This is a genomic window from Vibrio chemaguriensis, assembly GCF_012275705.1.
In the GTDB taxonomy this organism is placed as follows: domain Bacteria; phylum Pseudomonadota; class Gammaproteobacteria; order Enterobacterales; family Vibrionaceae; genus Vibrio; species Vibrio diabolicus.
On sequence record NZ_SHOE01000003.1, the window covers coordinates 39,920 to 52,991 of the forward strand.

At 47.3% G+C, this 13,072-nt stretch carries 10 protein-coding genes; 3 read left to right on the forward strand and 7 right to left on the reverse strand.

The genetic code is table 11. The features are described from left to right. Positions 1–113 precede the first annotated feature (113 nt). Positions 114–1,529 (forward strand): aminotransferase-like domain-containing protein, encoded by a 1,416-nt coding sequence (locus tag EX191_RS04320; protein ID WP_021484215.1) that lies wholly within the window; start codon positions 114–116, stop codon positions 1,527–1,529. A gap of 9 nt (positions 1,530–1,538) precedes the next feature. Here the strand turns inward: EX191_RS04320 and EX191_RS04325 are convergent, their stop codons facing one another. Further along, the gene (locus tag EX191_RS04325) at positions 1,539–2,087 is read right to left on the reverse strand and encodes a sugar O-acetyltransferase (protein WP_021821808.1); all 549 of its coding nucleotides are present in this window, start codon (positions 2,085–2,087) and stop codon (positions 1,539–1,541) included. 253 nt (positions 2,088–2,340) lie between these two features. Continuing rightward, positions 2,341–2,661, reverse strand: coding sequence for a DUF1840 domain-containing protein (locus tag EX191_RS04330; RefSeq protein WP_031427956.1), 321 nt, complete (start codon positions 2,659–2,661; stop codon positions 2,341–2,343). Positions 2,662–2,793: 132 nt separating this feature from the next. Between EX191_RS04330 and EX191_RS04335 the strand changes: the two genes are divergently transcribed. Both EX191_RS04335 and EX191_RS04340 read left to right on the forward strand, forming a co-directional pair. Beyond that, positions 2,794–3,630, forward strand: a complete 837-nt coding sequence (locus EX191_RS04335; protein WP_193447203.1) for a phosphate/phosphite/phosphonate ABC transporter substrate-binding protein — start codon at positions 2,794–2,796, stop codon at positions 3,628–3,630. Positions 3,631–3,641: 11 nt separating this feature from the next. Continuing rightward, positions 3,642–6,263: an ATP-binding protein gene (locus tag EX191_RS04340; protein ID WP_193447204.1), complete on the forward strand. Its 2,622-nt coding sequence runs from the start codon at positions 3,642–3,644 to the stop codon at positions 6,261–6,263. 87 nt (positions 6,264–6,350) lie between these two features. On the opposite strand, the gene EX191_RS04345 is transcribed toward EX191_RS04340, so the two are convergent. The 5 genes from EX191_RS04345 to EX191_RS04365 form a co-directional block, all read right to left on the reverse strand. Further along, positions 6,351–7,253: a hydroxymethylglutaryl-CoA lyase gene (locus EX191_RS04345; RefSeq protein WP_193447205.1), complete on the reverse strand. Its 903-nt coding sequence runs from the start codon at positions 7,251–7,253 to the stop codon at positions 6,351–6,353. After that, positions 7,234–9,294, reverse strand: a complete 2,061-nt coding sequence (locus tag EX191_RS04350) for an acetyl/propionyl/methylcrotonyl-CoA carboxylase subunit alpha (protein WP_193447206.1) — start codon at positions 9,292–9,294, stop codon at positions 7,234–7,236. The genes EX191_RS04345 and EX191_RS04350 overlap by 20 nt, the downstream gene beginning before the upstream one ends. Next, positions 9,287–10,069: an enoyl-CoA hydratase-related protein gene (locus EX191_RS04355; RefSeq protein ID WP_193447207.1), complete on the reverse strand. Its 783-nt coding sequence runs from the start codon at positions 10,067–10,069 to the stop codon at positions 9,287–9,289. Before EX191_RS04355 ends, EX191_RS04350 begins: the two co-directional genes overlap by 8 nt. Before the next feature lie 105 nt (positions 10,070–10,174). Further along, positions 10,175–11,782 (reverse strand): carboxyl transferase domain-containing protein, encoded by a 1,608-nt coding sequence (locus EX191_RS04360; RefSeq protein ID WP_193447208.1) that lies wholly within the window; start codon positions 11,780–11,782, stop codon positions 10,175–10,177. Between the two features lie 104 nt (positions 11,783–11,886). Further along, a complete protein-coding gene (locus EX191_RS04365; RefSeq protein ID WP_193447209.1) occupies positions 11,887–13,056 on the reverse strand; it encodes an isovaleryl-CoA dehydrogenase in 1,170 nt (389 codons plus the stop codon). Positions 13,057–13,072 lie beyond the last annotated feature (16 nt).

Below are 13,072 nucleotides of genomic sequence, written 5' to 3' on the forward strand. Positions count from 1 at the left end.
TTAAAAGGAGCGGAATGAGGGAAGTAGGTACAGACAGTGACTATAAACCTATAACAGATTAAATATTGAAGTGTTATTATTTTGAATTCAGCTTTATGGAGGGGGATTCGCGTGTGGCGAAGTATCAAGAGTTAGTGGAACAGCTTAAAAGGCAGATAAAATCGGGGATATGGCACCCGGGTGACAAACTGCCTTCTCTGCGTCGCCAATCTGAACACTCGGGTTTGAGCTTGATGACGGTATTGCACGCTTATCAAATTCTGGAATCTCAAGGCTGGGTCACCTCACAGCCGCGCTCTGGTTATCGAGTCGCTCCCAATATTAAGAGTTCAAATGAACCCCAAGCGCCAGCCGCGGTTTCGTGGACAGAGCAGGTAGACATCAATGAGTTTATCTTTGATGTGCTGCAGGCGAGTAAAAATCCATCCATGATCAATTTTGGCTTTGCCTATCCAGATCCAAGTTTGTACCCACGCTATCACGTGAATCGGGCGATGAGCGCAGCCGCTCGCAATATGCCGATTTCCACCACCTTTGATAACTTACCTCCAGGAAACGAACAATTACGCACCATCATCGCGAAGCGTTATGCTGCGAAAGGCATTGAAATTTCACCCGATGAAATTGTCATTACGGCAGGCGCGCTGGAGGCGTTAACGCTCAGTTTGCAAGCCTGCACAAGACCGGGAGATTGGGTGGTTGTGGAGTCGCCTGCATTCTATGGCGCATTGCAATCCTTAGAGCGGTTAGGTTTGAAAGCGCTCTCAGTAAGAACAGACCCAGTCACGGGTATTGACCTAGATTCATTGGAACGAGCGCTGCAAACACACGATGTGAAAGCATGTTGGCTGATGTCGAACTTCCAAAATCCTCTGGGTTTTACGCTCTCCAACGAGAAAAAACAAAAGCTGATTGAACTGACACAGCGATATAACGTGCCAGTGATTGAAGATGATGTGTACAGCGAACTGCATGCCGAGAATGACTCGGTTTACCCACTAAGAATGTTTGATGACACGGGCAATACCATGTTGTGCTCCTCGTTTTCAAAATCGTTAATCGCAGGGCTACGTATTGGTTGGGTTGCGGCGGGAAAGCGGGCGCTAGAGGTACAAAAGTTACAGTTAATGAGTACATTAGCGACGAGTGCACCAGTGCAAATGACATTGGTGCACTATTTAACAAGCCGCAATTATGAATCGCATTTGAAGCAGTTACGCAAAAAGCTGTTTGAACGTAAAAGTAAGATGACGGATCTGCTTAATGAGCTGTTACCTGAAGAAGTCAAAGTGTTAAGCCAAAGCGGCGGGTACTTTATTTGGTTAGAGCTTCCCAAGCATATCGACGCCTTGCAGATATATCGAGAAGCGCTAAAAGACAATATCAGCATCGCACCGGGAAAGATGTTCAGCCTAACAGAACAATACGATCACTGTATTCGTCTTAACGCTTCTTTTGAGCTCAATGACAAATACGTCCATGCTCTCAATCTGCTTGCCAACATTATTCGCGATCATTTGGCGAAATAGCGACTTTCTTCAGTTTTTTGGTTTAATGGAGCGCGCCGGATTTCCAGCAACTCGATCGCCTGGCGCAACATCTTTGGTTACGACAGAGCCAGCGCCGACGACGGCCTCATCGCCAATGGTCACGCCTGGCAGTATGATTGCGCCCCCACCAATCCAAACGTTATTGCCGATTTTTACCGGTTTGGCGATCTCATCTCCGGCTAAGCGTCTTTGTGTATCCAGTGAATGAGCGGCTGTGTAAATTTGCACTCTAGGCCCAATCATGACGTTCGCGCCAATCTCAACCTGCCCATTGTCCAGAATAATGGCATCCCAGTTGATGTAGGTGTTTTCCCCGATGGACAAGTGGCAACCGTAGGTAAGTTGAAGCGGTGGCTCTATACAGGCGCTGTTTTCTAATTGGACGCCCATTTCCGCCAATAGTTGTCTACGGATATCTGGGTTTGGCTCGTGGTTAAATTGGAAGACAAGCTGCGCGGTTTTGGCGCGCATTAGCTTTAGTTCTTCATCCAGGCAATTATAGGTTTCTCCAGAGCGCATCCGAGTCAGTTCTGACATAACAATCATTCCATTAATGGTTTGCAGTTGAGGCCACAATGATAAGTGAGTGTTTCAGTCAATAGGAGATTTTTATTATGAAATCAGATGGTTATCACTGATTTATATTCAATAGGTTAGTTTTGAGTAAGCAGTCGTTAAGAGTCATTCAAATAGAGAAGTGAAGTGAATTGAATTGGGTAAGTTCCTTTTAGCAGGGGAGGAAAGTATAGATTGGATGTTGCTTTCCTCTCCACAGCTTGATTTGGAGCATTTATTGGCTGTCCCACATCACTTCGCATTCTTCTTTAATAGCCGATTTTAAAAGCTCAATAAGTGGAAATGCTCTGCGTCCTAAACTGACCGTTTGTTCCTCTTGCTCCTCATCTTCTTCCATTGCTTGACTGTTGTTCTGCTCTATCGCTTCTTGTGCTGCGAGAGCGGAGGTCAATCTAGATAGAGCATCAGGGATGTCTTGAGCGGAAATTGACCCTGGTACTGAGCCACTATGGCCCATCATTTTGATCATCTTTATCGCAATATCGCCAAACATAGTGACGTTCGAGTGGCTATGGCAACGAAATGTAATAAGCATTTACCTGCTCCTGTTTTAGGTGTTCATTTGAGTATAAATGGTATCTGAGACACGAGGCAATTTAATCCGATAATTCGCAATCTTTCAGATAGCTATCTATCTTTAACGAAAGACAAACATAAGGAGATGATTTTGTTGAACTCCCAACTAAAGACGTTGATTTGGCGGCTTCACAAGCGAATATTTACGTTGCTTACGGTGTTATGCATATGGTCACCTTCTGTCGTTGCTCAACCTTCCATTGTTTTTGGTGTCGTACCGCAACAGTCGGCGACCAAACTAGTGCAACAATGGCAGCCATTACTGCAACGCTGGGGAGATCTTGCTGGCGTTGAGATTAAGTTTGCCACGGCACGTGATATTCCCACATTCGAAGCTCGCTTGATGGCTGGAGCCTACGACATTGCATACATGAACCCATATCACTTTACGTTGGTGAATCAAAACCCAGGTTATACGGCGTTAGCAAGAGCGAAAAATAAGCGCATCACAGGCATTATTGTAGCAAGGCTAGGGAAGTCGGTTTCCCTTGATGAGCTGCAAGACAAGACCATCGCTTTTCCTGCCCCACGAGCATTTGCTGCTTCTATCATCACACAATCAGAGTTGGCGCAGAAAGGCATCAAGTTTACGCCTAAATATGTTGGTTCGCACGACTCAGTCTATTTGGGGGTACTTAAAGGTTTGTACATTGCTGGTGGTGGCGTGAAGCGTACCTTTGAGAGCTTACCGAGTGAAATAAAAGACCAACTTAGCATCATTTATACAACTGCTGGTTATACGCCTCATGCTATTGCGGTTTCAAATAATGTCGATGAAGAGATTACTCTTGCCTTACGAAAGGCAATTTCGCAACTTAATGATGATCCAAAAGCACAGGAGAGTTTTACTTTACTCAACATTGACGGGTTACAGCTTGCACAAGACCAAGATTGGCAAGATGTTGTTCAATTGGGAATCTCAAGATAAATGGTTGTCCTATGACGCTGCGTTCGAAAACGATACTTGGCATTGCTCTTATTGAGGCCCTTGCGCTCGGTGTACTCATCATTAGTGGGCTTAATTGGTTGGAAAGTTCCAACGAGACTAGCCTCGAGGTTGGGAGCCAACACTTGGTGAGTGTATTTGCTCAGGCGTCGAGAGATGCGGTGATTGCGACGGACTTAGCCTATCTAGACAGTTTTGCTCGTTCTGTCGTGAGTGAGCACGAGCTGGCTTATATTCGTATTGTTAACCAAGATGGCGTCGAGCTGACGCTACAGGGGGATTACAGCGGTGTTGATACTGGTGTGAGACCGTTTGATGTGACCGATGGAGTTTACGATGTTGCGCAAGAGATTACTCTTGGAGAGCAGACTTTCGGTAAGGTTGAAATGGGTGTGAATGTTGAACATGTACATCAAGTACTTTCATTTGCGACTCATGCAAGTTTGGTTATCGCCTTTATTGAAATGTCGCTGGTGGCCATGTTTTCGTATGCTCTCGGTAGCTATTTGATGAAGCGGCTCGATCTTCTTCGTACTGGGGTAATCAAGGTTTCCCAGCAAGGTCCGGGTTCGCAAATTTCGATTTCAGGCAATGACGAAGTTACACGTGTTGGCGAAGCGTTTAACCAAATGTCACGCTCTTTAGTGCAAGCGCAAACTAAACTTCAGCAAGAGCATCAAACCCAGCAACAGTTATCGGCCAAAATATCTCAGCTTGCTGAGGTTGCTGAACATGCGCGTGATACGATCATCATTACTCACCCTGACGGCACTATTGCATGGGTAAACCCTGCGTTTGAACAGCTAACCGAATATACGTTGGAAGAAGTTATTGGCAAATCGCCGGGCGAGTTACTCCAAGGGCCAGACACAGACCCAAATACGGTGGCATTGCTCTCAAAAAGTGTCCGTAAGCACTCTCCTATTAGGGTTGAAATACTCAACTATACCAAGTCGAAGCACCCGTATTGGGTCGAGTTGGAGCTCTCTCCTGTGTTTGATGAAGATGGCGGGCTGTTACGTTTTATTGCGGTAGAGCGTGACATCACCGACAGGCGCAGGATGGAGAGGCGTCTGTCGTCTGCTTTAGATAAATCGAAAAAGGCGATGCAAGCCAAATCGGAATTTTTGGCGAACATGAGCCATGAGATTCGCACCCCAATGAACGCGATCATGGGGATCAGCGAGATATTGCTTGAGAACGAAAACCGTCGAGAGCCAAGGGAGTTATTACTCTTGCTGCACAAATCTGCCAACAACCTTGTGACGATTATTAACGACATCCTCGACTACAGCAAAGTAGAAGCGGGCAAGTTGACGTTAGTTGAAGAGGAGTTTGACTTGCGTTCACTCGTCGAGAGCTGCACCGCTTTGTGTGCCTATCAGGCGGATAAAAAGAACCTTAAGTTGTTGGTTGATATGCCATTGTCTATGAATACGGTCGTGGTCGGCGATAAAGGTCGGATTAATCAAATCTTGCTTAACTTGATCGGTAATGCGGTGAAATTCACGGACGAAGGTCATGTGCTACTCAAAGTCAGAGAAAGTGAGCACGGTTTTGATTTTTCCGTGAGTGATACGGGCATTGGTATCCCCGAAGATCGATTGGCTCATATTATGGATAAGTTTGAGCAGGTCGATACCTCCGCGACAAGACGCCATGAAGGTACAGGCTTGGGGTTGGCAATCTCAAAACGTTTGATCAGCATGTACAACGGCGAGCTTTGTGTGCATTCAGATTTTGGAAAAGGGTCGTGTTTTAGCTTTAGTTTGCAGTTGCCTAAGCAAAGTCAGCTTCTTTCCGATCCGATAGAGCTGAGTGCAAATCGACTATTGTTGATTGATGATTATCAACCGCGCGTGCAACACTTGATACATTTGGCTCAAGAGATTGGCATTGAAGTTACTCATGCCAACGATTGGTCAACTGCGCAGTCTTTGGGTAAAAATTTGGATGGTTTTGATCGTATCCTCGCGAGTGTAAACAATGCTCAAGATAGAGATGCGCTCTATGAGCTTGATGCGACAGAATCCGCCGCCAAACGGGTACTGTTCCTTGCACCTTGCGTGATGGAGGAAGGGCAGGCATGGTCGTGCGAGCGGGATCGTTTATTGCCGCAACCGGTCACGCAGCATAAACTGCAAGCTCTGTTTTCTACTAAGACACAAAAGCGTCGAGAACTTTCCTCAGATGAGAACCCTGACTTTTCTAGTCTTCACCTATTAGTCGCAGAAGACAGCCATATCAATCGAATATTGATTGAAAAAATGTTGCAAGACACTGGTGTTAAACTGACGTTGGCGGAAGATGGTGTTGAAGCCGTTGAACTTTATAAACAGCTTTCTCCGGACTTGGTGATTACCGATATTTCTATGCCAAACAAAGATGGTTTTGGCGTGACAAAAGACATTCGTGAGTTACAGGAAAGTGGTGCGTTTCCTTGGTGTCCAATCGTCGCGTTTTCTGCACATGCGATGCAAGAGCAGCAACAAAAAAGTATCGCATTAGGTATGGATGATTACCTGACAAAACCAGTTCAGAAAAGTGATTTGCTTAATATGATCGCGAAGTGGGGATGCCACACCCTTGCAGAGGAAAAGCACGCTTCTGTTTAGTGTTTCGGTTAGATTAAATCGGCTCAAAGAAAACGAGCATGTTATTAAACATGCTCGTTTGTAGTTGTTTATCGTAGGTTGAGCAATTTACAAGCTGTTTGGATCACCCAATGCTAACGCCACTTTCGACATCGGCCGTTTACCTAAGGCTCGGCAAATTTGCCAACCTGCTTGGTTGATGATTTTAAGATCAATGCCTGTTTCAATCCCAAGTTGCTCACACAGATAAAGCACATCTTCCGTTGCAACATTGCCACTGGCTCCTTTGGCGTAAGGGCAGCCGCCCAAACCAGCAACCGCACTATCAATGGTGTTGATGCCTATTAACAAGGCTTGGTAAATATTGGCTAGTGCTTGCCCGTAGGTATCGTGGAAGTGCACGGCTAACGCGTCTTTCGGCAGTTGCGTTAACAGCGAATCCAGCATGGCAATGACACGATTAGGCGTTGCCTTACCGACAGTGTCACCGAGCGAAATCTCATAACATCCCATATCAAACAGTGTATTTGCGACCTTGGTAGTTTGCTCTGGCTTGATTACTCCCTCGTAAGGGCAAACCATGGTGCAAGACAAGTACCCGCGCACAGGTATGTTGTGCTGCTGTGCGAGTTCGATAACGGGCTCAAAGCGAGAGAGGCTTTCGGCAATACTGCAGTTAATGTTCTTTTGGCTGAACGCCTCCGAAGCCGAACCAAACACCGCAATTTGCTTTACGCCACTTTCCAGTGCACGTTCTAACCCTGCGAGATTTGGTGTAAGTGCGCTGTAAACCACGTCAGGCTTTTGCGTGATACCTGAAAATACTTGATCGGAATCGGCCATTTGCGGTACCCATTTCGGCGAGACGAAAGAGCCTGCTTCAATGTGCTTTAAGCCACTGTTGCTTAGCAGATTGATCAAACGGATTTTATCAACCAGTGTCACTGCCGTTTCATTTTGTAAGCCATCACGAGCACCGACTTCGACGATGTTAACTTTCGTTGGCAGCATATTCACGCTCCTTATCTTCACTGATATTTTCGGGCGCAGAAGCCAAATGCAGCAGGATGGAACCGTGCTGTACTTGGTCTCCATGTTGATAAAACACTTCATCAATTATCGCTGCTACCGGAGCGGTAATGGTGTATTCCATCTTCATCGCTTCGAGTACTAACAGCGGATCGCCAGCCGCTACTTTGTCTCCCTTATTTACCATGACCGCCGAGATCACGCCGTTCAGTGGTGCGGTTGGACTAAGTTTGTCGTCTTTGCCTTTTGGTGATTCAAAACTTGGTTGATGAGCGAACGTACGTTGCTGACCAAGATAAAACAGCGTTGTCTGGTGCTCGTCGCTAAGCGCGTTAAAGGTGTAACGAACATTATCGATATCGACGACGAACTGGTTGCCACTTTCAAGCAGAGTGACCTGATGCAACTCCTCACCACATCGGACTGTGAAGTGGTTAAGGTGCTGAGCCCCTGTATCTTGCGATGGTTGTTGCAAGCGTACTTGATGGTTGGCATTGGCATCCGTGAAGTTAAATCGATAAACGTTGTCAACTGATAGCCTAAAACCTTGTTTGGTTGGCGTGGGTAACGTTGAGCTGCCTGATTTAGCAGTGAGAACATTCCAGCGAGCAACGGTCGCCAACGTTAACCAGATCGAATCCGACACACTTTGCTGCTCACTTATGCCTTGTTGGTGTGTGACTAGGAAACCTGTATCAAGCTCAATCTCGGCAAAGGCTGGCTGCGAAATAATGCTGTTCAGATAACCAATGTTTGTCGTTACTCCATGTACGTGATATTGAGTTAACGCCTGCTTAAGCTGCTTGAGCGCGATATCACGTGTTTGGCCCCAGACGATCAGTTTGCTGATCATCGGATCGTAGTATTCGCTGATGGTATCGCCTTGAGTAACACCACTATCAACACGTACACAAGCTAGCCGCACATTACTGTCTGATACGGGTTCTTTTAAGTAATCAATGCGGCCAGTCGACGGCATAAAGTCTTTGTCTGCGTCTTCGGCGTAAATTCGCAGCTCGATTGAGTGACCGTTATGAGTGATTTCAGATTGCGAAATAGGTAAATGCTCGCCAGCTGCGACTTTGAATTGCCATTCAACCAAATCAACGCCAGTGATCAACTCGGTGACAGGGTGTTCAACTTGCAGACGAGTATTCATCTCCATGAAGTAGAACTCACCGCGGCTATCGAGTAAGAACTCCACCGTGCCAGCGCCAACATAATCGATAGCTTGCGCGGCCTGAACCGCGGCTTTACCCATTTGTTTACGCAGTTCATCACTAAGACCGGGAGCTGGAGCTTCTTCGACTACTTTTTGGTGACGGCGTTGAATGGAGCAATCGCGATCAGAAAGATAGACACAGTTGCCATATTGGTCAGCAAATACCTGAACTTCAACGTGGCGAGGCTGCAATATGCATTTTTCGATTAGAAGCTGCTTATCGCCAAAGCTTGAAAGCGCTTCACGCTGCGCACCGTCGATGGCCAGCGGCATTTCGGCTGCGCTATTGACCACTCGCATGCCTTTACCGCCGCCACCTTGTGTTGCTTTAAGCATCACTGGGTAACCGATTTTTTCCGCTTCCGCTAATAAGTGCTCAACGCTGTTGTCTGTGCCGTGATAGCCGGGAACCAAGGGCACGTTCGCCTCAGACATGATGGCTTTGGCTTGCGACTTCGAACCCATTGCTTCAATTGCGCTGGTGGAAGGGCCAATAAAAACAATGCCATTTTCGCTGCACGCTTTCGCCAGTTTCGGGTTCTCGGAAAGAAAACCATACCCAGGGTGGATAGCATCGGCTTGCCATTTTTTCGCAGCGCCGATAATTGCATCGATATCGAGATACGATTCACTCGCAGGAGCGGGGCCAATGAATTCAGCGAAATCCGCTTGTTTAACATGTAAGCTGCTGCGATCCGCTTCGGAATAGACGGCTACCGTCTCGATAGCTATGCTTTTTGCGGTTTTAATGATTCGGCAGGCAATTTCACCGCGGTTTGCGATCAGTATTCTTTTAAACATGATTCCTCCAATTGGCGGCGCGCTTTTCAAAAAACGCAGTCAGCCCTTCTTGTCCTTCGCTGGACACGCGAGCGGTTGCAATAGCTTGGCTGGTGTATTCAATTAATGAATGATCGATAGGTTGGTTATCACAGCGTAAACAAAGTGCTTTTGCAGCCTGCATGGCTTGTGGACCGTTGTTGAGCAGGTGATCAATGGTGCGATTGACGGCTTCACGTGGTTGAGCGTCTATCTGATGAAGAATACTCATCGATAGCGCGGTTTCGGCATCAATCAGTTCCGCGGTTAAAAAGTAGCGTCGGCTTTGTCGTTGTCCAATCGCTCTGATTACGTAAGGTCCGATGGTAGCGGGTAATAAACCGAGCTTTACTTCACTCAAACAGAAGCGGCTTTCAGGTGTACCAATAGCGATATCGCAGCAGCAGATAAGCCCAAGTGCGCCGCCAAATGCAGCGCCGTGCACCATAGCAATGGTTGGTTTGCTAAAGGTATCCAGCGTATGCAAAAGTTTTGCTAGTTGCTGTGCATCTTGCAGGTTTTCACTCTCGGTTTTGGTGGCCATTGACTGCATCCAGCCAAGATCCGCACCCGCAGAAAAGTGTTTCCCTTGTGCCGTTAGTACCAATGCACGTAGAGAGTCGTCTCTCTCAAGTTTTTCCAAGGTTTCGATAAGTGAAGCAATTAATTCATCATTAAACGCGTTGTGTTTCTCTGGTCGATTGAGGCTCAACCAAGTAACGCCATTGCTGTCTTTTTCAAGCAGTAGTCCGGTCATGTGACTTCCTTTGTCTGACATTTCAGTCTCTATTCCAATGCTCGCTAACCGTTACTTGTATAAACATCGGTATTCGCGAGGAGTTAAGGTTTGCCTTGCATCCGGCTACATGCGGAAGATGCCAAATTTACTGTCTGGTATTGGCGCATTAAGCGCAGCAGACAGAGCAATGCCGATAACATCACGGGTTTTCGCAGGGTCAATAATCCCATCGTCCCACAGGCGAGCACTGGCGTAATAAGCATGGCTTTGAGTCTGGTACTGCTGCGCGATAGGACGTTTGAACGCTTCCTCTTCTTCAGTGCTCCAGCTTTCACCTTTGCGCGTTTTGATATCGCGGGTCACTTGCGCCATTACGCCAGCCGCTTGTTCGCCGCCCATGACGGAGATGCGCGCGTTTGGCCACATCCACATCATGGTTGGATCATAAGCTCGGCCGCACATGCCGTAGTTGCCTGCGCCATACGAACCACCAATAACCACGGTAAACTTTGGCACGTCTGCACACGCAACAGCAGTTACCATTTTCGCACCATGTTTGGCGATGCCTTCTGCTTCGTACTTCTGACCGACCATAAAGCCAGTGATGTTTTGCAAGAAAAGTAGAGGAATTTTGCGTTGTGCGCACAGCTCAATAAAATGCGCGCCTTTCTGCGCCGACTCTGAGAATAGAATGCCGTTGTTAGCGACAATGCCAATCGGCATTCCGTGAATATGAGCAAAGCCACAGACCAAGGTTTCACCGAACAAGGCTTTAAATTCATCAAATTGTGAATCATCAACAATTCGGGCAATGACCTCTTTGACATCAAACGGCTTTTTAAGATCGGTTCCGACGATGCCGTACAGCTCTTGCGCAGTAAAGCGTGGTTCCTGTGGTGCTTTTTGCTTGAGTTGAACGGGTTTCAAGTGGTTAATTTGAGAAACGGCTTGTCTTGCCAACTCTAACGCGTGGTGATCATTTTCTGCGTAATAGTCCGCCACACCAGAGGTGCGACAATGAACGTCTGCGCCACCAAGATCTTCCGCGCTGACTTCTTCGCCTGTCGCTGCTTTTACAAGGGGAGGTCCTGCCAAGAAGATCGTACCTTGTTCTTTGACGATGATGGAAACGTCACACATGGCAGGAACGTAAGCACCGCCAGCGGTACATAGCCCCATGACCACCGCAATTTGCGGGATACCCTTGGCTGACATTCGAGCTTGGTTATAGAAAATACGGCCAAAATGGTCTTTGTCTGGAAATACTTCATCTTGGCGGGGTAGGTTAGCACCGCCAGAGTCGACTAAGTAAACACACGGCAACTGACACTTCTCTGCGATTTCCTGTGCGCGTAAGTGCTTTTTCACGGTAAGTGGGTAGTAACTGCCGCCTTTTACCGTCACGTCGTTGGCGACGATCATGCACTCGGTGCCGTCAATCACACCAACACCCGCTACTACGCCCGCGCATGGAACGTAATCAGGGTACACATCCCAGCCAGCAAACTGACCGATTTCTAAAAAAGATGAACCGGGGTCGAGTAGGGCAAGAATGCGCTCACGAACCGGAAGTTTACCTTTCTTCTGCTGATGCTCTCTTGCTTTCTCGCCGCCACCATCTTCGATTTGCGCGGTCACGGTATAGAGTTGATCCACAAGTGACGCCATAGAGCGGTAGTTTTCCTGATACTGCTCTGAGTGGGTATTAATATTGGTCGTCAAACAAGCCATAAATAGCCGATCTCCATTCGGAGTGACAGGCACAGATTGCCTGTCACCAATTTAGGTTGAATAATGAAATGTGTTGAGTCAGTCCGCCTGAGGTTGAATGATAACTAGGCGCTTTCGTTAAACAATTCGCGACCAATAAGCATGCGTCGGATTTCCGAAGTGCCCGCGCCGATTTCGTACAATTTGGCATCACGAAGCAGACGACCCGTATCAAACTCATTGATATAGCCGTTTCCACCGAGTAACTGGATCGCATCCAAAGCCATTTTGGTTGCCAGTTCCGCGCTGTAGAGAATCGCACCAGCGGAGTCTTTACGTGTGGTTTCACCGCGATCACAAGCGGCTGCCACAGCATATACGTAGGCTTTAGCAGCATTCATTTGTGTATACATATCCGCGATTTTCGCTTGCACAAGCTGGAATTCGCCAATGGATTTGCCGAACTGTTTACGGTCGTGGATATAAGGCACAACGATATCCATACATGCCTGCATAATGCCAAGCGGGCCGCCAGCAAGGACAACGCGTTCGTAGTCCAAACCGCTCATCAACACTTTCACGCCTTGGTTTTCTTCACCAAGAATGTTTTCAGCAGGGACTTCGCAGTTTTGGAATACCAATTCACAAGTGTTCGAACCGCGCATGCCCAACTTGTCGAGTTTTTGTGCTTGAGTAAATCCAGGGAATCCGCGTTCTACGATAAAGGCCGTGATGCCTTTGGAGTGCTGGCTTGGGTCGGTTTTGGCGTAGACAACATAGGTGTGCGCATCTGGGCCGTTGGTGATCCACATTTTGTTGCCGTTTAGCAGGAATATATCGCCTTTACGTTCCGCTTTAAGCTGCATAGAGACCACATCTGAGCCTGCACCGGGTTCACTCATGGCAAGGGCACCGATATGTTCACCGGAGATGAGTTTTGGTAGGTATTTTTCTTTTTGTGCTCGTGTGCCGTTGCGGTGGATTTGGTTGACACAAAGATTGGAGTGAGCGCCGTAACTTAACGCAACCGAAGCGGATGCTCGACTGATTTCTTCCATAGCGATAACGTGGGCGAGATAACCCATGTTCGCACCACCAAACTCTTCGCTGGTGGTCACACCTAAAAGACCCATGTCACCCAGTTTGGACCAAAGATGGTTTGGAAAGTCGTTAGATTGGTCGATAGATTGCGCTAGCGGCGCAATTTCTCTTGCAGCAAAACTATTGATTTGCTCGCGAAGCAAATCGGTATTTTCGTCATAAACAAAGTTCAGGGAAGAGTAGGTAGATTTCATTGCGTGTCCTTGCCTT